The organism is Streptomyces sp. NRRL F-4489, from assembly GCF_001509485.1.
Classification (GTDB): domain Bacteria; phylum Actinomycetota; class Actinomycetes; order Streptomycetales; family Streptomycetaceae; genus Streptomyces.
The window spans coordinates 29,753-53,571 of record NZ_LLZI01000090.1; the positions used below are offsets into that span (position 1 = coordinate 29,753).

At 73.7% G+C, this 23,819-nt stretch carries 22 protein-coding genes and 1 tRNA gene; 3 read left to right on the forward strand and 20 right to left on the reverse strand.

The features are described from left to right. Positions 1-51: 51 nt before the first annotated feature. The 14 genes from hpnH to ADL22_RS09525 all read right to left on the reverse strand — a co-directional run bounded on the left by hpnH (position 52) and on the right by ADL22_RS09525 (position 15,927). A complete protein-coding gene (hpnH, locus tag ADL22_RS09460) occupies positions 52-1,077 on the reverse strand; it encodes an adenosyl-hopene transferase HpnH (RefSeq protein ID WP_066975712.1) in 1,026 nt (341 codons plus the stop codon). A 5-nt stretch (positions 1,078-1,082) separates the two neighbouring features. After that, complete coding sequence (locus ADL22_RS09465) at positions 1,083-1,739, reverse strand: 1-hydroxy-2-methyl-2-butenyl 4-diphosphate reductase (RefSeq protein ID WP_066975714.1); 657 nt, start codon at positions 1,737-1,739, stop codon at positions 1,083-1,085. After that, positions 1,739-3,808 (reverse strand): squalene--hopene cyclase, encoded by a 2,070-nt coding sequence (gene shc, locus ADL22_RS09470; RefSeq protein WP_066975716.1) that lies wholly within the window; start codon positions 3,806-3,808, stop codon positions 1,739-1,741. Before shc ends, ADL22_RS09465 begins: the two co-directional genes overlap by 1 nt. A gap of 107 nt (positions 3,809-3,915) precedes the next feature. Then, entirely contained in the window at positions 3,916-5,031 is a 1,116-nt protein-coding gene (locus tag ADL22_RS09475) for a polyprenyl synthetase family protein (protein WP_066975717.1), read from the reverse strand. 12 nt (positions 5,032-5,043) lie between these two features. Beyond that, positions 5,044-6,489 (reverse strand): hydroxysqualene dehydroxylase HpnE, encoded by a 1,446-nt coding sequence (gene hpnE / locus ADL22_RS09480; protein WP_066975719.1) that lies wholly within the window; start codon positions 6,487-6,489, stop codon positions 5,044-5,046. 100 nt (positions 6,490-6,589) lie between these two features. Then, complete coding sequence (gene hpnD / locus ADL22_RS09485; protein ID WP_066975721.1) at positions 6,590-7,513, reverse strand: presqualene diphosphate synthase HpnD; 924 nt, start codon at positions 7,511-7,513, stop codon at positions 6,590-6,592. Positions 7,514-7,538: 25 nt separating this feature from the next. Continuing rightward, positions 7,539-8,405, reverse strand: coding sequence for a squalene synthase HpnC (gene hpnC / locus ADL22_RS09490; protein ID WP_066975723.1), 867 nt, complete (start codon positions 8,403-8,405; stop codon positions 7,539-7,541). A gap of 450 nt (positions 8,406-8,855) precedes the next feature. Beyond that, the gene (locus ADL22_RS09495) at positions 8,856-9,647 is read right to left on the reverse strand and encodes an ABC transporter ATP-binding protein (protein WP_066975803.1); all 792 of its coding nucleotides are present in this window, start codon (positions 9,645-9,647) and stop codon (positions 8,856-8,858) included. Positions 9,648-9,651: 4 nt separating this feature from the next. Beyond that, positions 9,652-10,581, reverse strand: coding sequence for an ABC transporter permease (locus ADL22_RS09500; protein ID WP_066975725.1), 930 nt, complete (start codon positions 10,579-10,581; stop codon positions 9,652-9,654). Positions 10,582-10,658: 77 nt separating this feature from the next. Then, entirely contained in the window at positions 10,659-11,558 is a 900-nt protein-coding gene (locus ADL22_RS09505; protein WP_066975728.1) for a glycosyltransferase family 2 protein, read from the reverse strand. Then, complete coding sequence (locus ADL22_RS09510) at positions 11,555-12,334, reverse strand: CDP-alcohol phosphatidyltransferase family protein (RefSeq protein WP_079063977.1); 780 nt, start codon at positions 12,332-12,334, stop codon at positions 11,555-11,557. The genes ADL22_RS09505 and ADL22_RS09510 overlap by 4 nt, the downstream gene beginning before the upstream one ends. Then, positions 12,312-13,373, reverse strand: coding sequence for an iron-containing alcohol dehydrogenase family protein (locus ADL22_RS09515; protein ID WP_066975732.1), 1,062 nt, complete (start codon positions 13,371-13,373; stop codon positions 12,312-12,314). Before ADL22_RS09515 ends, ADL22_RS09510 begins: the two co-directional genes overlap by 23 nt. Beyond that, entirely contained in the window at positions 13,361-14,119 is a 759-nt protein-coding gene (locus tag ADL22_RS09520) for a sugar phosphate nucleotidyltransferase (RefSeq protein ID WP_066975735.1), read from the reverse strand. The genes ADL22_RS09515 and ADL22_RS09520 overlap by 13 nt, the downstream gene beginning before the upstream one ends. Then, on the reverse strand, positions 14,116-15,927 hold the full coding sequence (locus tag ADL22_RS09525; protein ID WP_066975737.1) for a DUF5941 domain-containing protein: 1,812 nt from the start codon (positions 15,925-15,927) through the stop codon (positions 14,116-14,118). Before ADL22_RS09525 ends, ADL22_RS09520 begins: the two co-directional genes overlap by 4 nt. Before the next feature lie 439 nt (positions 15,928-16,366). Here ADL22_RS09525 and idi point away from each other — a divergent pair, with 439 nt between their 5' ends. Beyond that, the gene (gene idi, locus ADL22_RS09530) at positions 16,367-16,978 is read left to right on the forward strand and encodes an isopentenyl-diphosphate Delta-isomerase (protein ID WP_066975740.1); all 612 of its coding nucleotides are present in this window, start codon (positions 16,367-16,369) and stop codon (positions 16,976-16,978) included. Here the strand turns inward: idi and ADL22_RS09535 are convergent. From ADL22_RS09535 to ADL22_RS09550, 4 genes are all read right to left on the reverse strand, one after another. After that, on the reverse strand, positions 16,953-17,444 hold the full coding sequence (locus tag ADL22_RS09535) for an ATP-binding protein (RefSeq protein ID WP_066975742.1): 492 nt from the start codon (positions 17,442-17,444) through the stop codon (positions 16,953-16,955). The two genes, idi and ADL22_RS09535, sit on opposite strands and share 26 nt — an antisense overlap. 202 nt (positions 17,445-17,646) lie before the next feature. Further along, the gene (locus ADL22_RS09540; protein WP_066975745.1) at positions 17,647-18,237 is read right to left on the reverse strand and encodes an HdeD family acid-resistance protein; all 591 of its coding nucleotides are present in this window, start codon (positions 18,235-18,237) and stop codon (positions 17,647-17,649) included. A 139-nt stretch (positions 18,238-18,376) separates the two neighbouring features. Further along, positions 18,377-18,450, reverse strand: a tRNA-Met gene (locus tag ADL22_RS09545). Positions 18,451-18,528: 78 nt separating this feature from the next. After that, positions 18,529-20,181, reverse strand: a complete 1,653-nt coding sequence (locus ADL22_RS09550) for an ABC-F family ATP-binding cassette domain-containing protein (RefSeq protein ID WP_066975747.1) — start codon at positions 20,179-20,181, stop codon at positions 18,529-18,531. Positions 20,182-20,235: 54 nt separating this feature from the next. On the opposite strand from ADL22_RS09550, the gene ADL22_RS09555 reads away from it, so the two are divergent. Then, a complete protein-coding gene (locus ADL22_RS09555; protein ID WP_066975749.1) occupies positions 20,236-21,042 on the forward strand; it encodes an enoyl-CoA hydratase/isomerase family protein in 807 nt (268 codons plus the stop codon). A 46-nt stretch (positions 21,043-21,088) separates the two neighbouring features. On the opposite strand, the gene ADL22_RS09560 is transcribed toward ADL22_RS09555, so the two are convergent. Both ADL22_RS09560 and ADL22_RS09565 read right to left on the reverse strand, forming a co-directional pair. Next, complete coding sequence (locus ADL22_RS09560; RefSeq protein ID WP_066975751.1) at positions 21,089-21,733, reverse strand: DJ-1/PfpI family protein; 645 nt, start codon at positions 21,731-21,733, stop codon at positions 21,089-21,091. Between the two features lie 66 nt (positions 21,734-21,799). Beyond that, on the reverse strand, positions 21,800-22,762 hold the full coding sequence (locus ADL22_RS09565; RefSeq protein ID WP_066975805.1) for a GlxA family transcriptional regulator: 963 nt from the start codon (positions 22,760-22,762) through the stop codon (positions 21,800-21,802). A 158-nt stretch (positions 22,763-22,920) separates the two neighbouring features. Between ADL22_RS09565 and ADL22_RS09570 the strand changes: the two genes are divergently transcribed. Beyond that, positions 22,921-23,793, forward strand: coding sequence for an SCO6745 family protein (locus ADL22_RS09570; RefSeq protein ID WP_066975753.1), 873 nt, complete (start codon positions 22,921-22,923; stop codon positions 23,791-23,793). Positions 23,794-23,819 lie beyond the last annotated feature (26 nt).

Consider the following 23,819-nt stretch of genomic DNA (forward strand, 5'->3'; position numbering starts at 1 on the left):
GGCCGGGGGCGCCGGCGGGCGCGCGGCCCCCCGGCGCCCCCGCGCGGCGCGTCACCCGCGATTGCCGCCCACGGTCTCCCGGGCCGCCCGCAGGGACTCCTTCAGGGAGCCCATGGTGGCCAGGACGGCGGTGGGCTCGTAGCCGCAGTGCGCCATGCAGTTGGCGCACCGCGGGTCCTTGCCGCGGCCGTACTTCTCCCAGTCGGTCTCCTCGATCAGCTCGCGGTACGTGGGGACGTAGCCGTCGCTCATGAGGTAGCAGGGCCGCTGCCAGCCGAACAGCGAGTAGTTCGGGATCGCCCAGGCGGTGCACGGGAAGTCCGCCTTGCCCTCCAGGAAGTCCAGGAAGAGCGGGCTGTGGTTGAGCCGCCAGCGCTGCCTGTTGCCGCCGGCGAACGCCTTCCGGAACAGCTCCCGGGTCTGCTCCACGCCGAGGAAGTGCTCCTGGTCGGGGGCCTTCTCGTAGGCGTAGGCCGGCGAGAGCATCATCTCGTCCACCTGGAGGTCGTCGTTGAGGAAGTTCAGCACCTCGATGACGGTCTGCGGGGTGTCGGTGTTGAAGAACGTGGAATTGGTGGTGACCCGGAAGCCGCGCCGCTTGGCCTCCTTGATGGCCGCCACCGCCTCGTCGAATACGCCTTCCTTCGCGACGGATTCGTCGTGCCGCTCCCGCATCCCGTCGATGTGCACCGCGAACGCGAAATACGGGGAGGGCGTGAACTTCTCCATCTTCTTGCGCAGCAGCAGCGCGTTGGTGCACAGGAAGACATACTTCCGGCGGGCCACCAGCTGCCGCACGATCTCATCGATCTGGGGGTGCATCAGGGGTTCGCCGCCGGCGATGGAGACCATCGGGGCACCGGACTCCAGCACCGCCCCGACCGCCTGGGCCACCGGCATCCGCTGCTTGAGGACGCCCGCCGGGTGCTGGATCTTCCCGCACCCCTCGCACTTCAGATTGCAGGCGAACAGCGGCTCCAGTTCGACAATCAGGGGGAATTTCTCCCGCTTGCGCAGCACTTTCTGTTCAAACAGATAGGTCCCGACCCGGATGGATTGGCGGAGCGGCATGGCCATCTGGCTCACCTCCTGGGGAGCAGCAAAGAACGGTGCCATTCAAAGAAAACAGGAAATACCGAGCGCAGCACGCGGAAGGCCGATATTCCACCGCGCAGCGTCCCGATGCGGACGAGTTCGTGTTCCGGGGCGTCCACGACCACCCGGACGGCGGCAACCGCGGGGCTGCCGCGGCGTACGGCCGTCAGCAGCGTCGCGGCGGACTCCATGTCCACCGCGAGGGCGCCCTGGGCATGCAGCGCGGCCCGCTCGGCGCCGCGTACGACGTGGTCGGCGCCGCGCAGCAGCCCGGTGTGCACCCGCAGGCCGCGGGCGCGCAGGGCGGCGACCAGCGGGGCGTTGTCCCGGCAGGGCACCTCGGGGGCGCCGGGGCGGTGGTCGCGGACGGCCTCGGCGACGACCACGTCCCCGGGCCGCATCCCGGGCGCGAGCCCGGCGCAGAAGCCGCTGGCCACCACCGGGGAGCCGGCGGTGGCCGCGCCCTCGCCCAGCGCGGCGGTCAGCGCCCGCTCGGCCGCCCGGGGGCCCATGCCGGTACGGAGGGTGACCACGGGCGGGCGGGCCGCCCCGTGGTCACCGCCCCGCAGCGCGAACCGTTCGATGCCGAGCGCGCAGGCGACCAGCAGCGGCGGTGCCGCGTCCGGCGGGGGCCGTCCCGGCATCAGGCGCCCACCGGTGCCCCGGCCGTCCCCGCGGCCTCGGCTCCCCCGGCGGTGGCCGGCCCGCCGTGGACGTAGCGGCCGAGCGCGGTCAGCGGGAAGACCTGGCGGTAGAGGTGGTAGTTGATGGAGAAGTCCCAGGGGAAGCCCGTACCGGTGAAGTACGGCTCGTCCCAGGAGCCGTCCGGCCGCTGGTTCGCCACCAGCCACTCCACCCCGCGGCGCACCGCCTCGCTGTCCCGCTCACCGGCCGCCAGCAGCGCCATCAGCGCCCAGGCGGTCTGCGAGGGGGTGGAGGCGCCGCGCCCGGCCCACTTCTCCTTGTCCTGGTAGGAGCGCTGGTCCTCGCCCCAGCCGCCGTCGTCGTTCTGCACCCGCTCGAGCCAGTCGACGGCCCGCCGGATCGCCGGGTGCGAGGCGGGCAGGCCGGCGGCGACGAGGGCGGGCAGCACCGAGCCGGTGCCGTAGACGTAGTTGGTGCCCCAGCGCCCGAACCACGCGCCGCTGGGCTCCTGTTCGGCCAGCAGCCAGGCGACGCCGCGGCGGGTGCGCGGATCGTGGGCCTTGCCGACCTCGGCGAGCATCTCCACGACGTGGGCGGTGACGTCGGCCGAGGGCGGGTCGATGACCTCGCCGAAGTCGCAGAACGGCAGGCGGTTGGGGAACGGGCTGGTGTTGTCGGCGTCGAACGCGCCCCAGGCGCCGTCGCGCGACTGCATACCGGCGTTCCAGCGCACCGCGCGGCCGATGGCGTCGGCCACCCGCTGCGGGTCGGGGTGGCGGACCCGGCGCAGCGCCAGGACCACCTCGGCGGTGTCGTCGATGTCGGGGTAGTTGTCGTTGTGGAACTCGAACGCCCAGCCGCCGGGCGGGAGTTGTGGGCGGCGCACGGACCAGTCGCCGGGCCGGTCGATCTGCTCGCCGAGCATCCAGTCGGCGGCCTTGACCAGCTGCGGGTGGTCGGCGGGCACCCCGGCGTCGGCCAGTGCGATGGTCGCCAGGCAGGTGTCCCAGACCGGGGACTGGCACGCCTCGATCATCCGGGCGCCGTCCTCGCGCCACACCGCGAAGCGGTCCAGGGACGCCAGGCCCTCGCGCAGCACCGGGTGGTCGAGGTCGTAGCCGAGGAGGTGCAGGGCGATGAGGGAGTAGACGGCGGGCGGCTGGATGCCGCCCCAGCAGCCGTCGTTCTCCTGCCGCTCGATGATCCAGCGGGCGGCCGAGCGCATCGCGGCGGCCCGCGGCCGGCGGAGGGCGACCTTGTGGTAGAGGTGCAGCGCCTTGTCCAGGCGCTGGAAGAGGCCGTCCCAGCTGGTCACCCGGGCCGGCGGGCGGGGCGGGTTGGGATTGGCCGGGTCGGTGTGCAGCTCGTCGAGGCCGAACGGCGCCGGGCGGACCGGGCGCTTGGCCGAGACGATGGTGAGCGGGACGATGGTCTGCCGGGCCCAGCAGCCGAAGGAGTAGATGCTGAGCGGGAACCACGCCGGGAAGTAGATGAGCTCCGGCGGGAGTTCGGGCAGGTCGTCCCACTTCCACCAGCCGAAGAGGGCGAGCCAGATGCGGGTGAAGACGCGGGCGGCGGCGATCCCGCCCCGTTCCCGGATCCAGGCGGCGGCGGTGGCCATGTGCGGGGCGTCCGGCGCGTCGCCGGCCAGCCGCAGCGCGACGTACGCCTCGATGGTGGTGGACAGGTCGCCGGGGCCGCCGTGGAAGGTGGCCCAGGTGCCGTCCGGGCGCTGCTCGCCGCGGATGAAGCGGGCGGCGGCCTCGGTGGTCTTCTCGTCCTGGATGCCCAGGAACTGGCGGAGCAGCAGGTCCTCGGCGTCCATCGTGACGTTGGTCGCCAGATCGCCCTTCCACCAGCCGGCGGGGTCCTGGATGGAGAGCAGGTAGTCGGTGGCGCGGGCGGTGGCCTCCCGCGCGGCGTCCGCCGGTTCCGGCAGTACGGCGGTACGCGCGCCGCCGGCCGGCGCGGTCGCCGCGGCCGCGGTCGCGGCGGCGGTCCCGGCGTCGGTGGCCGAGGAGCCCCGGGGCCGGAGCGCCCCGGTGCTGCCGTCGGTCGTCGCTGTCATGGCTTCCCCTTCTGCAGTGAACTGTCAATGCGTGGTCAGGGATTCCGTCGGCCGGCGCCCGGTGCGGCACCGGCCGGCGACTGCGATTCAGTGCGTGTCGATGGTCCTCATCTCTCCCGTACGACGACGAAGTCCGCGAGCGCGACGAGCTGCGCGCGGACCGTCTCGGGCATCTCTACCTCGTCCAGGGCGGCGATGGCGGTGGCGTGCTGGCGGCGGGCCTCCTGGGAGGTCCACTCGCGCCCGCCGGCCTCCTCGATCAACGCCGCGCGGGAGGCGAATTCTTCCTCGGTGAAGTCGGCGATCTCGGTGGCGGTCTTCTTGGCGTCGGCGGCCAGGATGCGGGCCAGCCGCTCGGAGGCCGGCCCGCCGGCCGCCAGCGCGGCGACGACCGGCAGCGACTTCTTGCGCTGCCGCAGGTCGCTCCAGGTCTGCTTGCCGGTGGCGCCCGGGTCGCCCCAGATGCCCAGGACGTCGTCGACGGCCTGGAAGGCGAGGCCGAGGTGGTAGCCGTACCGCTCCAGGATGTCGGCGGTGCGGTCGTCGGCGCCGCCGAGCACCGCGCCGATGGAGACCGCGCAGGCCAGCAGCGCGCCGGTCTTGTTGCCCTCCATCTCCAGGCACTCCTCGACGGTGACCCGCTCGCGGTGCTCGTAGGAGATGTCCTGCGCCTGACCGTCGATCAGCTTGCGGGTGGCCAGGGTCAGCCGGCGGGTGGCGCGGCCCGCGTCGACCGTGCCGAGCTCCAGCAGTATCTCGTTGGCCAGTGCGAACAGCGCGTCGCCGACCAGGATGGCCTGGGCCGGGCCGTGCACCTTCCAGACCGTGTCGCGGTGGCGGCGCTGCTCGTCACCGTCCATCAGGTCGTCGTGCAGCAGCGAGAAGTTGTGCACCAGCTCGACGGCGACCGCGCCGGGCACCCCGGCCTCGGGGGCGGCGCCGGCCGCCTCGGCGGAGAGCAGCGCGAGCGCGGGCCGGACGGCCTTGCCGCCGTCGCCGGCGGTGGGGTTGCCGGCCGCGTCGATCCAGCCGAAGTGGTACGCGGCGACGGCGTCCATGGGAGGGGCGAGTCTGGCCACGGCGGCACGCAGCACGGGAGTGGCGAGTGCCCGCCCGCGCTCCAGCAGCGCGGTGACGCTCGCGGTGTCGATAGCCGGGGAAGCCACGGTTTCTCCTCTGTTTCCGATGCTCGTGCTCGTGCGAGCGCGCGTACGCGGTGTCATGCCGCCTCCATGTCAGGGCAATCGGCCCGGAGGGCGGCCGAGTTCGGTGAGCGCCTCGCGGGCGGCGGCGGTGCCGCTGCGGACGGCGCTCTCCATGGTCGCGGGCCACCCGGTGGCGGTCCACGCGCCGGCCAGGAACAGGCCGGGGACTTGGGTGCGGGCGGCCGGGCGGAGCCGGCCGACGCCCGGCGCGGGCGCGAACGTCGCGGTGCGCTCGCGGGTGACGAAGAAGTCCAGGATCCGGGCGCCCCGGGCGGCCGGCAGCAGCCGCTCCAGCTCGGGGAGGTAGCGCGCGCGGAGCTTGGCGACCGGCTGGTCGATCTCCTCCTGGGCGGCGGACTGGGAGAGGGCGAGGTACTGGCTGCGCCGGTGGCCGTCGGCGCGGGCCAGGCCGGAGGGGCCGGTGCGGTCGAAGACCCACTGGACCGGGGAGCCGAGCGCGGCGAAGAACGGGCGGCGCAGCACCGGGCGGTCGTAGAGCACATGGACGTTGAGGATCGGCGCGGTGCCGATGTCCAGGAGGCGGTCCTTGCCGGGCAGCGCGGCCTCGGGCAGCAGGCCGTGCGCCTCGCGCTGCGGTACGGCCAGGACGACGGTGCCGGCGGTGAGCGTGTCGCCGCCGTGCGGGCCGCTGGCCACCGCGACCCGCCAGCCGTCGCCGTCGCGGGTGACGGCGGTGGCGCGGGTGCGCAGCGCGATGCGGACGCCGGCCTCGCGCAGCGCGGCGGTGGCGAGGGTGTCGTGGAGGTCGCCGAGCGGGACGCGGGCCCAGCCGATGTCGGCGGCGCCGGGGGCGGAGAGCAGCCCGGTCTTGAAGACCTTGGCGGCCAGGCCCAGCGAGGCGTCGCCGGCGGTGGCGTTGAGGGTGGCGACGCCGACCAGGTCCCACAGCGCCTCGACGGCGCGCGGCGACTGGCCGTGGCGGCGCAGCCAGCTGCCGAAGTCGGTGCGGTCCAGGGCGGGGTCGTCCGGATCGAGGCGGGCGAGGGCGAGGGTGGCGCGCACCACGCCGGCGCGTTCGGCGGGCGTCAGGTGCGGGTACAGGGCCAGGCTCTGGGCGAGGTGGAGCGGGACCGGCAGGGCGGTGCGGCGCAGCCGGCCGAGCCGGGGCCGGCCGCCGGCGCCCACGGCGTCCAGGACGGGGACGTCCAGGCGGTCCTGGACGGGCGCGAGGTGGTGTCCGCCGAGGCGGCGGAGGTGGTCGCCGTAGGCGGTGCAGCAGCGGAGGTGGACGTGCTGGCCGTTGTCGACCGTCAGCTCGCCGGCGGCGGAGTCGCGGCGGAAGGAGAAGACCAGGCCGCCCAGGCGCGGGCGGCCCTCGACGAGGGTGACCCGCAGCCCGGCGTCGGCCAGCGCCAGCGCCGCGGTGGTGCCGGCGAGTCCGCCCCCGATGACCACCGCGGCCGCCCCTTCGGGACGGCCGGCGGCGCGCTTGGTCGGCACGGCTCCCGCGGTCATGCGCTCTCCCCCCTCACGCCTGTGATGGACGCCTCCGTCCGGCGCAGGGTTGCCCGCCGCACCGGTGCCGCACCGTGGCCGGCGTACGCGGTCCGGCACCTCATCCACGCCTCCTGACCGCCTGCCGGCGGCCGATCGCCCGGGCGTCGAGCCCGGAGAGCCCGCGCACCGCGACGAACGCCTTCTCCCGGCCGGGCAGCGAGACCCGGCCGCGGAGCACCGCCTCCGGGTCGGCGGCGATCCGTGTCAGCAGCCGGTGGTAGATACCGGCCATCGCGGCGACGCAGGCACCGCTGCGCCGGTCGAGCATCGGCAGCAGCCGGAAGCCCTCGGCGAACAGCGCGCGGGCCCGCCGGGCCTCGAACTGCACCAGGCCGGCGAAGTCGGCGCCGGGCGGCGGCACCGGCCCGCCGAACCCCGCCGAGCAGCCGAACTTGGCGAGATCCTCGGCCGGGAGATACGTCCGTCCGTTGCCCGCGTCCTCGCGAACATCCCTGAGGATATTGGTCAGTTGGAGCGCCAGCCCGAGCGTATCGGCGTACTCGGGGGCGCGTTCGGCGTCGAGTGCGCCGGGTACCGTGCCGAACACGCCGAGTGACAGCCGCCCGATGGCCCCGGCGACGCAGCGGCAGTAGACCTTCAGCTCGTCCCAGGTCTCGTAGGTCTCGCCGCGGACGTCCGCCAGCACACCGTCGATCAGCTCGTCCAGCGCGCCGAGCGGGATGGGGAAGCGGCGGGCGGCGTCGGCCAGCGCGACGGCCACCGGGTCGGTGTCGTCCTCGGCGATCCGGCCGTCCTTAATCCGGGCGAGCAGGGCGCGGGTGTCCTCCAGGCGGGCCTGCTTGGCGGCCGGCTCCAGGGCGCCGTCGCCGATGTCGTCGACCCGGCGGGAGAAGGCGTAGAGCGCCGACATGGCCTGCCGCCGGTCGGCCGGCAGCAGCCGGATCCCGTACGCGAAATTGCGCGCCTGCTGGCCGGTGACCGTCTCGCAGTAGCGGTACGCAGCGAGCACCGGCGCGGACATCTGTGCGGTTGCCTCCACCCTCGCCTCACCCCTCTCGTCGCAATGCCGCCCCGACCTCGCGCAGCAGGCTGAGCTTGGCCGGTTTCGGCGGGCCGGGGAGTACGTCGTGATCGGCGGCCGCGACCGCCTGGAGCGCGGCGCGCCCGCCGGCCACGAAGCCGGCCAGCAGCAGCCTGAGCCTGCCGTGCACGCTGCCCACCAGGGGCGCGCCCTCGTCGAGCAGCTGCCCGGCGCGCTCCGCCTCGAAGGCGATCAGGGCGCGCACCGAGGGGCCGCCGGTGGGCGCGGCCAGGTCCTCCTCGGTGACGCCGAAGCGCTTCATGTCCTCGGCGGGGAGGTAGATCCGGTCCCGGCCGAGGTCCTCGGCGACGTCCTGGATGTGCTCGACGAGCTGGAGGGCGGTGCAGATGGCGTCCGAGAGGCGGACGCGCTCGGGGCTGGAGGTGCCGGTGACGCCGAGCACGAGCCGGCCGACGGGGTTGGCGGACAGCTCGCAGTAGGCGGCGAGGTCGCCGTAGGTGGCGTAGCGGCTGATCCGCTGGTCCTGGCGGTTGGCCTCGATCAGGCCGAGGAACGGCTCGGGGGTCAGCCCGCAGCGGCGGACGGTGGGGCCGAGGCGGCGCATCAGCGGGTGCTTGGGGCCGGGGGCGCGGTCGCTGAAGACGCGGTACAGGTCGGCTTCGAGGGCGTCGAGGAGCGCGGGGCGGTCGTCGTGGCACTCGCGGTCGAGGCCGAGGAGGACGGCGTCGCCGCCGCCGGGGGCGAGGTCGCCGTCGCCGATGTCGTCCACGAGGCGGGCGAAGCCGTAGAGGGCCATGAGGTCGGCGCGCCAGGCGCGGGGCAGGAAGAACGGCGCGACCGGGAAATTCTCGTGCGCGGCCTGATCGAGCACGGTGCGCGTGTGGTCCCTCCTGCCACTCACCGCCACCCTCCGGAGGAAGGCGCGATGCGCCTGCTCGTCTCCTCGGCTCACCGGGGGCTACCCGGCACGTCGTGGAGCCGGAGCGAACCAGTAGCCATTGCCGTCACGTCTCCCGTTCTACACCGCCAAGCTAAAACATCCCATTTCGGACACGCCGCTGCCCGCGACGCGCTCCGATCGAGCTTTCGTCGCTCGCTCGGGTGAAGATTGCCCGACTTGCACCACTTGTGCCGTTCAGTACCCGTACAGCTTACGCCGCATGTCTGCCCGGCGTCCGGGCGGGTACCGCCGCCGCCGGGCAACGATCCGGTCAACATCGGGCGGAATTCAACTGTTCCCGTTTCCCCGGGAGTTGACCAGCCCTTGACACTCGAAGGCCCCCGCGAACCGGACTCACGGGGGCCTTCTGCGAAGGATGGGCTATTTGCCCGTCTCCTTCTCGTACGCCTTGATGACCTCGTCCGTCGGACCGTCCATCAGCAGCTCGCCCCGCTCCAGCCACAGCACGCGGTCGCAGGTGTCCCGGATCGAGTTGTTGTTGTGGCTGACCAGGAAGACCGTACCGGCTTCCTTGCGCAACTCGCGGATCCGGGCCTCGGAGCGCTTCTGGAACGCCCGGTCACCGGTGGCCAGCGCCTCGTCGATCAGCAGCACGTCGTGGTCCTTGGCGGCCGCGATGGAGAAGCGCAGCCGGGCCGCCATACCGGACGAATAGGTGCGCATCGGCAGCGAGATGAAGTCGCCCTTCTCGTTGATGCCCGAGAAGTCCACGATGTCGTCGTAGCGGGAGCGGATCTGCTCGCGGGACATGCCCATCGCCAGACCGCCCAGGATGACGTTCTTCTCACCGGTGAGGTCGTTCATCAGGGCCGCGTTGACGCCCAGCAGCGAGGGCTGGCCGTGCGTGTAGACCTTGCCGCGCTCGGCCGGCAGCAGGCCCGCCACCGCCTTGAGGAGCGTCGACTTGCCGGAACCGTTCGAACCGATCAGGCCGATCGACTCGCCGCGGTACGCGGTGAAGGAGACCCCCTTGACCGCGTGCACCTCGCGCACGCCCACCGAGGGGCGGCGCCGGATGATCCGGCTGAGGGCGGCGGTCGCGCTGCCCTTGCCCGCACCCGTCCCGTAGACCCGGTAGACGATGTGCAGCTCGTCCGCGATCACGGTCGGGATCCGCTCCTGCGCCGCCGCCGTCGGCTGGACGCCGTCCATCTGCTCAGCCACGTCCGTACCGCTCCTCAGCCTTCCAGAAGTACACAAAGCCCGCGGCGCCCGCCAGCAGCGCCCAGCCCAGCGCGTACGCCCAGACGTGCGGCGGGAGCTGGCTCGCCTTGAAGCTGTCGATCAGCGCGAACCGGACCAGATCGATGTAAACCGCGGCGGGGTTGGAGTAGAGCAGCACCTCGACCCAGTGCGGGACGTGCTTGCCCTGCATGATCACGCTGATGCTGAACATCACGCCGGACGCGTACATCCACGTCCGCATGATGAAGGGCATCAGCTGCGCCAGGTCCGGGGTCTTGCTGCCGAGCCGGGCCATGATCATCGCCAGGCCGGTGTTGAACACGAACTGGAGCAGCAGCGCCGGCAGCACCAGCAGCCAGGACCACGTCGGCACCTGCCCGAACGCCAGCAGGATGACCACCAGCACGCCCATGGAGAACAGCAGTTGCTGCAGCTGCATCAGGCAGAACGAGATCGGCAGGCAGGCGCGCGGGAAGTGCAGCGCCCGCACCAGGCCGAGGCTGCCGGAGATCGCCCGCGTGCCGGCCATCACCGAACTCTGCGTGAAGGTGAAGATGAAGACGCCCGTCACCAGGAACGGGACGTAGTCCGGGACGCCCTTCCGGGTGCCGATCAGCAGACCGAAGATGAGGTAGTACACGAGGGCGTTCAGCAGCGGTGTCGCCACCTGCCAGACCTGGCCCAGCTTCGCCTGGCTGAACTGCGCGGTCAGCTTGGCGCTGGCGAAGGCGGAGATGAAATGCCGCCGGTCCCACAGCTGCCGGACGTACTCCGGGAGGCTGGGCCGGGCCCCGCTCTGCGACAGTCCGTACTTCTGGGCCCGCTGGGCCGGCGTGAGCCCTTCGTCCGCGGATGGCGGGGCACTCATGGCGACCGCACTGCCGTGCGTAGTCTCGCTCACAGTTGACACTTTCGTCCTCATGGTGCGCTGCCGGGGCACGCACCGGTTCGCGCCTGATGCTCTCAGATACGAGCTTGTCAGATGATGGGAGGGCGGCCCAGACGGGTCAGTCGCCACACGGTAGCCCACTTCATGGGGCGCCTGGGACCGCACTCAGTGGCCCAGCCCTCGCGGAATCCGCCCAGCCAGGCCCGCAGTCCCGGCAGCGCGGGACGGCGGGCGAGGGTGAGCAGGAACCAGACACCGAGATAGGCCGGAACGAGCGGGGCCGGGAGGTTGCGGCGGGCCAGCCAGACGCGGTTGCGGGCCACCATGCGGTGGTAGACCGCGTGCCGGGCCGGGGCCGTGGTCGGGTGGTGCAGGACCATGTCCGCCCGGTAGTCGATCCGCCAGCCGGCGTCCAGCGCCCGCCAGGCCAGGTCGGTCTCCTCGTGGGCGTAGAAGAAATCGCCGGGCAGGCCGCCGACCTGGGCGAACACCGCGGTGCGGACGGCGTTGGCGCCGCCGAGGAAGGTGGTCACCCGGGACGAGCGCAGCGGGTCGGAGGCGCGCAGCCGCGGGACGTGCCGGCGCTGGGTCAGGCCGGTGTCCGGGTCGGCGATCCGGAAGCTGATGATGCCCAGCCGCGGGTCGGCGGCGAACGCCTGGCGGCACAGCTCGGCGGTGTCGTTCCGGGCCAGCAGCCCGTCGTCGTCGAGGAAGAGCAGCGCGTCGACGTCCCGGCCGCCGGGGCCGAACGCCTCGATGCCGGCGTTGCGGCCGGCCGGGATGCCGACGTTCTCCGGCAGCTCGACGGTCCGCACGGACAGGCCCGGAACGGCCAGCTCGGGCAGCGGGGCGCCGTTGCCGACCACCGCCACCTCGATCGGGTCGCCGTCCTGCCGGGCGACCGATTCCAGCAGGGCGCGCAGCTCGTCGGGGCGGTTGCCCATGGTGAGGACCACCGCCCCGAGCCGCATCGCGGACGCCGCGGTCATTTCAGCCTGCTGGAGGCGAGGACGGACACGAGGTGCAGCAGCGTCTGGAGCAGCGCGATACCGGCCAGCACCGCGACGCCGAGGCGGGAGAAGAACAGGTCGCCGCGGACCGCGTCCACGATCGCCAGGACCAGGATCAGCAGGGACGCCTCGATGCCGAGGACCAGCCGGTGGAACTTCAGCGCCGCGGCGGCCCTGCGGGCCAGCGCGAGACCGGACGAGCGCGGCTCGGAGGCGGCCTCCTTGACCGGCGGCAGGCCGCCCTGGTGGCGGGCGACGGCGACCAGGTCGGTCTCGGCCTTGATCAGCACCGCGCCGAGCGCGGCCAGGGTGCCGAGGAACGCCCAGAGCCAGTCGATCCGGCCCGGTCCCCACAGGTCGGCGGCGCGCAGGCCGAAGCCGACCAGCACCGCGGCGTCGCACAGGTACGCGCCGACCCGGTCGAGGTAGACCCCGCCCAGCGAGAACTGCTTCTTCCAGCGGGCCACCTCGCCGTCGACGCAGTCCAGCAGCAGGTAGAGCTGGACCATGAGCACGCCGAGCGCGGCGCCCCAGATCCCGGGCACCAGCAGTGCCGGGGCGGCGAGCACGCCGAAGAGGGTCATCAGGTAGGTCAGCTGGTTGGGCGTGACCCGGGTGGTGACCAGATACCGGTCGCAGCGCAGCGAGATTTCCCGCATGTAGAGGCGGCCGGCCCAGTGCTCACCGCTGCGCCGGTCCTTCACGCCCTCGGGGTGGACGACCGGGCGGAGCTCAGCTACTGATGGTTTCGGCATAGTCGGCGTATGCGTCCCTGATCTCGTCGGTGGACAGGTCCAGGTGCTCCAGGATCGTGTAGCGGCCCGGACGGGTCTTCGGGGCGAACTCGACGGCCTGCACGAACTCCTCGTCGGTGAAGCCGATGTCGCCGGGGGTGACCGGCAGCCCGTGGCGGCGCAGCACCTGGACCATCAGCGCGGCGGTCTTCCGGTCGCCGCGCAGGTGGGTGGCGAACGCGGCGCCCAGGCCGCACTGCTCGCCGTGGCTCGCCGCCCGCTTGGGGAACAGCAGGTCGAAGGCGTGGTTGATCTCGTGGCAGGCGCCCGAGGCGGGGCGGCTGTCGCCGGCCACCGACATCGAGATGCCGGTCAGCACCAGGCCCTCGGCCAGCACCTGGAGGAAGCTGTCGTCGCCGACGCCGCCGGGGTGGCGGAGCACGGCCTCGCCGGCCTGCCGGGCCATCGCCGCGGCCAGTCCGTCGATCGCCTCGCCGGTCTCGCGGTGCGAGAGCTCCCAGTCCGCGACCGCGGAGATGTTGGAGATCGCGTCGCCGATCCCGGAGCGGACGAAGCGGGCCGGGGCCTCCCGGATGATGTCGAGGTCGATGACCACGGCGATCGGGTTGGGCACACCGTACGAGCCGCGGCCGGCGTCGTTGTCGAGGGTGGCGACCGGGGAGCACAGCCCGTCGTGCGAGAGGTTGGTGGCGACCGCGACCAGGGGCAGCCCGATGCGCGCGGCGGCGAACTTCGCACAGTCGATGATCTTGCCGCCGCCCAGGCCCACGACCGCGTCGTAGTGCCCCTTCTTCATGGCGTCGGCGAGCTTGATCGCGTCGTCCAGGGTGCCGCCGCCGACCTCGTACCACTCGGCGCCGGGGAGGGCGGGGGCCAGCCGCTCGCGCAGCCGGGCCCCCGAGCCGCCGCTGATCGCGATGGCGAGCTTGCCGGACGCCGAGATGCGCTGGTCGGCCAGCAGACCCGCCAGATCGTCCAGGGCGCCGGCGCTGATGTCGACGACGACCGGGGACGGGATGAGGCGGGTCAGTACCGGCATGCGATGTCACGGCCCTTCGCGAGGTCGTCGTGGTTGTCGATCTCGACCCACGCGACGTCGCCGATCGGCGCCACGTCGACCGTGAAGCCGCGGTTGACCAGCTCCTGGTAGCCGTCCTCGTAGTAGAGGTCGGGGTCCCGCTCGAAGGTGGTCTTCAGGGCGTCGGCCAGCTCGGCGGCGGCCGAGCCCTCGATGAGGGTGACGCCGATGTACTCGCCGGTGGCCTCGGCCGGGTCCATCAGCTTGGTGATCTTGCGGACGCCCTTGGCGGGGTCGGCGACGACCTTCATCTCCTCGTCGGCGAGCTGCTTGACGGTGTCCAGCGCGAGGATGATCTGGCGGCCCTCGCCGCGGGCTTCGAGCAGCGTCTTCTCGACGGAGACCGGGTGCACGGTGTCGCCGTTGGCGAGGATCACCGCGTCATGGGCGGCGATCACGTCGCGGGCGCACCACAGCGAGTAGGCGTTGTTCCACTCCTCGGCCTTGTCGTTGTCGACGAGGGTCAGCTTCAGGCCGTACTTCCGCTCCAGGGCCTCCTTGCGCGCGTACACGGCCTCCTTGCGGTAGCCGACGACGACGGCGGCCTCGGTCAGGCCGATCTCGGCGAAGTTCCCGAGCGTGAGGTCCAGGACGGTCGCCGCCTCCTCGTCCCCTTCCGGACCCACCGGCACCAGGGCCTTCGGCAGGGTGTCGGTGTAGGGGCGCAGACGCCGTCCGGCGCCGGCGGCCAGCACGAGGCCGATCATGCGGTTTCTCCTTCGTCGTGTACGGCGGGTGCTTGCGAGGACACCCAGAAGCGGATGCTCTCGGCGAGCACCAGCAGCGCCAGGACCACAGCGAGGGCCGTGAGCGCGAGCGTGAAACCTGTGGCGGGGAGCAGCGCGGCGAGGACGGTGATGACCAGGATCCGCCCTTCGTATCCGCCGGTCGCCCGGACCAGCCACCGCGGTGGGGCCCCCGTGCCACCGCGGATGCGGTAGACCGTGTCGTAGTGATGGTAGGCGACCGCCGCGACCAGCCCGAACGCCGCGGGGAGCGCCCCGTGGGCGCCGGACCGGGCGGCCAGCACCAGCACCGTGACGTATTCGCCGGCCCGCAGGAAGGGCGGGACGAGCCAGTCCAGCCCGCCCTTGAGCGGGCGGGACAGGGCCGCGGCGGCCAGCAGCGCGGCGCAGGCCGCGACCCCGGCGGTGCGCCAGGACGCGGGGTCCGGCTGGGAGATCACCCACACCAGCAGCACCGCGGACGAGAGAAACGCCATAACGGGCGCGAGCAGGGAACCGGTGGCCGCCCGGCCCCGGCCGCCGCGGGTGAGCAGCTCGGCCAGCGGGCCGTAGTCGGTGAGGTCGGCGAGCGCCCGGGCGGCGCGGTCGGTGCGGCGGGCGCGGCGGGCCCGGGAGCGCAGCACCCGGCCCGCGGTGGTGTAGCAGGCGGCCAGCGCGCAGCCGATGAGCAGGGCGGAGAAGACGATACGCGGGGTGGTGAGCGCGGTGAGGACGGCGATCATGGCCCAGCGTTCGCCGATCGGCAGCACGATCATCCGGCGGGCCCAGACCGTCCAGCCGACCCGGTCGAGCCGGTCGGACAGGGCGACGGCGGGCCCGGCGCTCCCGGCGCCGCCCTCGAACTCGCTGCCCTCGTTGAACGAGAAGTCCACGATGTGGCGGCAGGTCTGGAGGATCATCGCGCCGAGCGCCAGCGCCCAGACGTCGTCGCCGCCGCGGGCCGCGCCGAGCGCGAGCCCGGCGTAGTAGGCGTACTCCTTGGCCCGGTCGAAGGTGGCGTCCAGCCAGGCGCCGAGCGTGGAGTACTGGAGCGAGTAGCGGGCGAGCTGCCCGTCGGTGCAGTCCAGGACGAAGGAGAGCAGCAGGAGCACGCCGGCGGCGATGAAGCCGCCGCGGCTGCCGGTGGCCGCGCAGCCCGCCGCGATCAGGGCGGTGAGCAGGGACGCGGTGGTGACCTGGTTGGGGGTCAGGCCGCGGCGCGCGCACCAGCGGGCGAGGTAGCGGGAGTACGGGCTGATGAAGAAGGTGGTGAAGAAGCCGTCGCGGGACTTCACGGCGGTGCGCAGCCGGACCGCTTCGTCGTCGACGGCGGCGACCGCCTCCTTGGCCTCCGCCCGCTGGGCGGGGGTGAGCGCGATGGTGGCGGTGAGGCTGCCCAGCTCGACCCGGTGGAGGCCGGCACCGGCCCGGTCCAGGGCGTCGGTGAGGGTGTCGGTGAGCAGGTCGGTGAGGTGCGCGGTGCCGGCGCCGACCGGTATGCGGGCGGCAGCGCGGTCCAGCTCGGCGCGGGCGGCGGGCTGCACGGTGAGCGCGCCGGGCACCGCGGCGGCCGGGAAGCGCGGGTCGGTCAGCGCGAGCCGCAGGGCGTGCAGGTGGCCGACGAAGCGGGGGTCCACCAGGGCGACCCGCTCGTCGGCGGGCACCTGGGCCAGCAGCTCGGCGGTGGCGGCGGGGTCACCGGCCGTGCGGACGTCAAAACCCAGTGTGCGCAGGTCGGCCTCGAGCGACGACCCGGCGACCGGCGGACCGGTGAGGATGGCGGTCGACAGACGAACTCACTCCTTGGATGCTGACGAGCGGCGCCGGTCTGTCCGTAGGCGAACTCTCCGGGCGGCGGGTGCGGCACACCTCGTCCGGGCGGGCCGGGTGGCACGTCGGCAGAGGCTATCGGATCGCGGGATGCGGCCGTTCACCACGTATTCACCACTCGATCGGGTGAGCGGCGGGTGCGCCTGCCGCGATCATCATGGTGGATCGGGCGGTGCCGGAACAACCGGCGGCCTGGGCGGGGCGCCGGTTATGCGGGGGCTGGTCACGGGTTGCCGCGGTGAGGCTGTGGCGAGGGCCATGCCGGGGGCGTGGCGGGGGCGCGCGGTGGCCGGTGCGCGCCGGGACACGCGGCGCCGCGCGGTGTCCGGCAGTGCTCTGCCCGTGGCGGGCGGCCCGGTGGGGCAGACTTGGCGTGGACGACCGACGACAAGGATGGGCATGCCGATCACACCTGCCAACGGACAGACCGCCGGGACCTCGGCGGCGGGCACGCCGGACGGCGCCGCCGAGCCGATCATGCTGGAGCTGGTCGACGAGGACGGCACGACGATCGGCACGGCGGAGAAGCTCTCCGCGCACCAGCCCCCCGGCCGGCTGCACCGGGCCTTCTCGGTCTTCCTCTTCGACGAGAAGGGGCGGCTGCTGCTCCAGCGGCGGGCGCTGGCGAAGTACCACTCCCCCGGTGTGTGGTCCAACACCTGCTGCGGGCACCCGTACCCGGGCGAGACGCCGTTCGCGGCGGCGGCCCGGCGGACCGCGGAGGAGCTGGGCGTCGCCCCGGCGCTGCTGGCCGAGGCGGGGACGGTGCGCTACAACCACCCGGATCCGGCCTCCGGCCTGGTGGAGCAGGAGTACAACCACCTGTTCGTCGGGCTGGTGCGGGCCGAGCCGGCGCCGGACCCGGAGGAGATCGCCGAGATCGCGTTCGTCACGCCGGAGGAGCTGGCCGAGCGGCACGGCGCGGCACCGTTCTCCGCGTGGTTCATGACGGTGCTGGACGCGGCGCGGCCGGCGGTCCGGGAGCTCACGGGGCAGGCGGCGGGCTGGTAGCGGGCGGGGCGAGCGGCAGCTCGGCCCAGATCGCCTTGCCGCCGTCCGCGGTGTGCTCCACACCGCACTTCCCGCCCGCCTCCGCGGTGAGCACCTTCACCAGCCACAGGCCGCGGCCGCCGACGTCCCCCTCGTCCGCCTCCAGGGCCTTGGGGCGGTAGGGGTGGCCGTCCTCGACGGCGATCCGCAGCCAGCCGGCGCCGATGCCGAGCTGGACGGCGATGTGCGGGGAGAGCAGCGCGGCGTGCCGGACGGCGTTGGTGACCAGTTCGGAGACGATCAGCAGCAGGGCGTCCAGGGTGCCGGCGGCGACCGGGGCGCGCTGTTCGGCGAGCAGATCCCGCACCGCGTGGCGCGCCTGCGGCACCGAGGACTCCAGTGCCGGGGCGGTGAACCGCCAGACACCTTCGTAGGCGGGCGGGGAGGTCAGCTCCTCGGGGGGTTCTGCGGGTGGTCCGGAAGGCATCCTCACACGACGAGTGTTGAGAATCCGCCGGTCCGTCCCGGCCCGCTGAACGCAAGTCAGCGCCTATCGACGCTTTTTGACCGATTCTGTCGGAATTGATCGGCCGCGCGGCGCCTTCTGTTGGTTTTCTTTCCTCTTGTGGCGGTGGTGGCCGGGGGGAGGCGCCGGCGCACCACCGGAACCGCTCCGCGCGGGGTACGGATCAAGCCACTCCGCGCTGCTCGACCATGCCGACCACCCGCCGCCCGCCGACGCCCATGGCGAACAGGCCGAGCCCGTCGAAGAGCAGCGCCAGCGAGAAGAAGCAGCCGATCACGTACAGGCTGCTGTGCGGCCAGTTGGCCAGCACCAGGATGCCGAGCAGGATGCCGATCACGCCCTGGAGCAGCGTCCAGCCGAACTGCGGGCCGCGCACCACCACGGCGCCGGCCAGCCGGAACAGCCCGCCGGTCAGGAAGAGCAGGGCCGCGAACATGGTCAGCGCGGCGGCGGAGGCGTCCGGCCGGCGCAGCACCACCACCCCGGCCGCGATGTTCAGCGCCGCGACGATCGCCGCGAGCCAGAAGAAGCCCGACCCCCGGGACTGCACGGCGTGCACCAGCCCCACCACGCCGCCGATCAGCAGCAGCCAGCCGAAGAGCAGCATCGTGGTGAGCGTGGCCACGCCCACGTAGACCAGGCCGACGATCCCGGCCAGGGCGAGGACGATCCCGAGCACCGCCAGCAGACCGAAGCCGCGTCCCAGCCGGACCGCGCCGGGGTTGCGCCCGGAGGACCTGGACCTGCGGACCATCGCCGCCTCCCTCGATCGTGACCGTTTTACCCGGTATACCCCGGATCACGGGGGCGGGCAGGGTGAGGAAGGCGCTCCGCGGACACGCGGAAACGGCAGCAGGCCCGGCGCGTGTGCACCGGGCCTGCTGTCTTACGAGTAGCGGGGACAGGATTTGAACCTGCGACCTCTGGGTTATGAGCCCAGCGAGCTACCGAGCTGCTCCACCCCGCGTCGACTCGGATGACTGTACGGGGCCGGCGCCCCGGACACAAATCGAAAACCGGCGCGGGCTCCGGAGCGGGCCGCCGGTCAGACCGGGCGGTCGGTGATCCGGCCGGCCTCGACCTCGATCCGGCGGGTGGTCCGCACCGCCGACAGCATCCGGCGGTCGTGGGTCACCAGCAGCAGGGTGCCCGGATACGAGGCGAGCGCGGACTCCAGCTGCTCGATGGCCGGCAGGTCGAGGTGGTTGGTCGGCTCGTCCAGGACGAGGAGGTTGACCCCGCGGCCCTGGAGGAGGGCCAGCGCGGCGCGGGTGCGCTCCCCGGGCGAGAGGGTGCGCGCCGGGCGCGGGACGTGGTTCGCCTTGAGGCCGAACTTGGCGAGCAGGGTGCGCACGTCGGCGGGCGGCAGGTCCGGGACGGCGGCCCGGAAGGCGTCCATCAGCGAGGTGTCGCCGTCGCCGGCGAAGAGCTGGCCGCGGGCCTGGTCGATCTCGCCGACCACCACGCCCGGGCCGAGCGCGGCCGCGCCGGAGTCCAGCGGCAGCCGGCCCAGGAGGGCGGCGAGCAGGGTGGACTTGCCGGAGCCGTTGGGGCCGGTGATGGCTACCCGGTCCGCCCAGTCGATCTGGAGGTCGACCGGGCCGAAGCGGAAGGCGCCGCGGCGGACCTCGGCCTGCCGGAGGGTGGCCACCACCGCGCCGGCCCGGGGCGCCGCGGCGATCTCCATCCGCAGCTCCCACTCCTTGCGGGGCTCCTCGACGGTCTCCAGCCGCTCGATCATCCGCTGGGTCTGCTTGGCCTTGGCGGCCTGCTTCTCGGTGGCCTCGATACGGCCCTTGCGGGCGATCTTGTCGTTGTCGGGGGCCTTGCGGCGGGCGTTGCGGACGCCCTTCTCCATCCAGTTGCGCTGGGTGTGCGCGCGGGTCTCCAGGGCGGCCTTGGTGTCGGCGTACTCCTCGTAGCGTTCGCGGGCGTGCCGGCGGGCCCGCTCGCGCTCCTCCAGATAGCCGGCGTAGCCGCCGCCGTAGGTGTTGACCTGCTGCTGGGCGAGGTCCAGCTCGACGACGCGGGTGACCGTGCGGGCCAGGAACTCGCGGTCGTGGCTGACCAGGACGGTGCCGGCGCGCAGGCCGGTGACGAAGGATTCCAGCCGCGCCAGGCCGTCCAGGTCGAGGTCGTTGGTGGGCTCGTCCAGGAGGAAGACGTCGTAGCGGGAGAGCAGCAGGGAGGCGAGCGAGGCACGGGCGGCCTGGCCGCCGGAGAGGGTGGTCATCGGCTGGTCGAGGCTGACCGCCAGGCCCAGCTGGGCGGCGGTCTCCTCGGCGCGTTCGTCGAGGTCGGCGGCGCCCAGGGCGAGCCAGCGCTCCAGGGCGGTGGCGTAGGCGTCGTCGGCGCCGGGGCGGCCCGCGGCCAGCGCCTCGGTGGTGGCGTCCAGGGCGCGCTGGGCGTCGGCCACGCCGGTGCGGCGGGCGAGGAAGGCGCGGACCGACTCCCCGGGGCGGCGGTCGGGCTCCTGCGGGAGGTGGCCGACGGTGGCGGTGGGCGGGCTGAGCGCGAGGCCGCCCTCCTCCGGGGGCACCAGGCCGGCCAGGATGCGCAGCAGGGTGGACTTCCCGGCGCCGTTGGCACCGACGAGGCCGATCACGTCGCCGGGGGCGGCGACCAGATCGAGACCGGAGAACAGGACGCGCTCGCCGTGGCCGGCGGCGAGGTCTTTGGCGACGAGTGTGGCTGACATCAGGCCGCCGATCGTATCCGGCCCGGCGGGCGGCGGTCGCTCTAATATCCGGGCATGGAACCGGGTCTCAGGACGCAGGTCGGCGGCGGTACCGCGACCGTCACGATCAGCAATACGGGCAAGCGCAACGCGATGACCACGGCGATGTGGCGGGAGCTGCCGCCGCTGCTGGCGCGGCTGGCGGCGGACCGCGCGGTGCGGGCGCTGGTGCTGACCGGCGAGGGCGGCACGTTCTGCGCGGGCGCGGACATCGGGTCGCTGCGGGACGCGGCGGGCGATTCGCCGGGGCTGGCGGTGGCGGCCGAGGAGGCGCTGGCGGCCTTCCCCCGGCCGACCGTGGCGGCGATACGCGGCTACTGCGTGGGCGGCGGGGCGCAGTTGGCGGCCGCCTGCGATCTGCGGTTCGCCGAGGAGGGGGCGCGCTTCGGGGTGACGCCGGCGAAGCTGGGGGTGGCGTATCCGGCGTCGGCGACCCGGCGGCTGGTCCGGCTGGTGGGGCTGCCGGCCGCCAAGTACCTGCTGTTCTCCGGGGAGTTGATCGACTGCGCGCGGGCGCTGCGGACCGGGCTGGTGGACGAGGTGGTGGACGCGGGCGGGCTGGACAAGCGGATCGCGGAGTTCACCGCCGTCCTGGCGAGCCGGTCGCTGCTCACCCAGACCGCGGCCAAGGAGCTGGCCAACGGGACGTGGGACGTGCCCCCGGAAGAGGCGGAGGCGCGCGGGGCGTACTGGGCGGCGCGGGCGCGGGAGAGCGGGGAGACGGCGGAGGGCGCGGCGGCCTTCCTGGAGCGGCGGGTGCCGCGCTTCCCGTGGGCGGAGGGACCGGAGGGGGCGGAGGACCGGGAGACCGACCTGACCTGACGGCCCGTCAGGTCTACGCGTCCCGGCCGCCCCCTCCGGCCGTCCTTCACTCCTCGCCGGTCAGGACGAAGCGGGTCATACCGCGCAGGGCCGCGACGGCCTCGGCCGGGGCCTTGTCCGGCGAGCCGGCGTCGTAGGGCGGCTGCGGGTCGTACTCGATGCCGAGCTGGATGGTCTGGGCGGCGGTGTCGCCGGCGATCCGGCCGGCCAGCGCCAGGCCCATGTCGATCCCGGACGAGACGCCGGCGGCGGTGACGTACTTGCCGTCGAAGACCACCCGCTGGCCGGTCGGTTCGGCGCCGAGGGCGGGGAGCTGGTCCAGGGCGAGCCAGTGGCTGGTGGCCCGGCGGCCGGTGAGGAGGCCGGCGGCGCCGAGGATGAGGGAGCCGGTGCACACCGAGGTGGTCCAGGTGGTGCCGGCGTCCACCGCCCGGATCCACTCGTGCAGCGGGCCGTCCTGCATGTGCGCGGTCTGGCCGGGGCCGCCGGGGACGACGAGCACGTCCGGGGCCGGGACGTCGGCGAGCGCGGCGCCGGCGGTCAGGCCGAGGCTGCCCAGGTCGCTGCGGTACGTGCCGGGGCGCTCGGCGGTGAAGACCACCTCGGCGCCCGGGAGGCGGCCCAGGGTCTCGTACGGGCCGATGGCGTCGAGGGCGGTGAAGCGGTCGTAGAGGAGGATGGCGATCTGCATGGGGTGCCTCGTTTCCGATCGTGCGGGTGAGGGGTGCGTGCTGGGTGGTGCGGTCCGGGGGCCGGGTCAGGGCAGGGCGGCGGGGCGGAAGCGGCGGCGGTATTCGGCCGGGGAGGTGCCCAGGGCCCGGACGAAGGCCCGGCGCATCGCCTCGGGGGTGCCGTAGCCGCAGCGCCGCGATATCCGCTCGATGCCGTCGGCGGTGTCCTCCAGATGCCGCCGGGCGGCCTCCAGGCGGACCCGGTCGACGTACCGCCCCGGGGTCATTCCGGTCTCGTCGCGGAAGGCGCGGGCGAAGTGGCGCGGGGAGAGTCCGGCGCGGGCGGCCAGCGCCTCGACGGAGAGGTCCGCGCCCGGGTTCTCGCTGATCCACTGCTGGACGTCGCGCAGCGGGCGGCGTTCGGCGGTCTGCGCGGCGAGCTGGGCGCTGAACTGGGTCTGGTTGCCCGGGCGGCGCAGGAAGACGACCAGCAGGCGGGCGACGCACAGGGCGGTGTCCCGGCCGAGGTCCTCCTCCACCAGGGCCAGCGCCAGGTCGATACCGGCGGTGACGCCGGCGGAGGTGGCCAGGTCGCCGTCCCGGACGTAGATCGGCTCGGGTTCGACGCGGACGGCCGGGTGGCGGGCGGCGAGCGCGGCGCACAGGCTCCAATGAGTGGTCGCGCGGCGGCCGTCGAGCAGGCCGGCCGCGGCCAGCAGGAAGGCGCCGGAGCACACCGAGACCTTGCGGCGGGCGCGCGGGGCGTGGGCGCGCAGCCAGTCGACGACCCGGGGGTCGGGGTTGCGGGTGCCCTCGCCGCCGGGGACGAGGAGGGTGTGCGGCGGGGCGGTGGCCTCGGCGAGCGCGAGGTCGGGGACGAGGGTGAGGCCGCTGGAAGCGCGGACCGGGGCGCCGTCCGGGCTCGCGGTGCGGATGCGGTAGGCGCCCGGGACGCGGCCGGCGGCGCCGGTGAACACCTCGACCGGGCCGGTCACGTCGAGGCTCTGCACGCCGTCGTAGAGGACGACCAGCACATCGCGGGGTTCCATACCGTCCATCCTGATCATCGGGCGGTGTGGCGGCAATGACGGAAAACCCACCTTTTCTGCCATGGGTTCGTCATCGTCGCTGTCCCGCCGGGGTGCCGGGGCCGGGTGGCGGCGGACCCCCGGCGACGCCATACCAACGGGTCGGTAACCTGCTCGTCATGACCTCATCCAGCGCACTGCCCGACAAGGCCGGCCGCCACTGCCAGCAGGTGCTCAACCCCTTCCACTCGGCGCACTACTTCGCCCCCGAACTCTCCGCGGAAATGGCCGCGTTGGGCGTCGAGGACGGCCGCGCCGGCTACTTCGCGTCCCGGAGCGCGCCGATGGGCGCGGTGGGCCCGGGCACGGTCGCCGCGGCCTTCTTCTCGTTCAAGTACGAGCTGGTCGCCCGGCACGTCCCGCAGGTGTGGACGGTGACGACCCCGCAGGCCGTACTGGACGCCCGGCTGCGCGCCGTGGACGCCACCCTGCGCCGCCTGCTCGGCGACGAGGCACTGGCCTCGCCGGAGATGGCCGAGGCGGCGCGGCTGGCGCTGCGCGCCGCCGAGGGCTGCTCCCGGGCCTTCCGCCCCCTGTACGCCGCGCACGCCGACCTCCCGGTGCCCGACGCCCCGCACCTGGCCTACTGGCACGCCGCCTCCCTGCTGCGCGAGCACCGCGGCGACGGGCACCTGGTGGCGCTGGTGGAGGCGGAGCTGGACCCCGTCGAGGCACTGGTCACCCACACCGCCACCGGGCGCGGGATGAGCTACCGCGGTCTGCTGGCGACCCGCGGCTGGTCTCAGGAGGAGCTGGCGGCGGCCCAGGAACGGCTGCGCGGGCGCGGTCTGCTGGACGCCGGCAACGAGCTGACCGCGGCCGGCGTCGAACTGCGCAAGGACCTGGAGCGGACCACCGACCGGCTGGACCGGGGGCCGTACGAGCACCTGGGGGCGGCCGGGGTGGCCCGGCTGACCGAGCTGGCGGGCGGGTTCACCACGCGCCTCATGGCCGCCGGGGCGTTCCCCGCGGAGATGTTCGGCAAGGAGTAGGCACCGCGTGGCGGCGGACGTGAGAC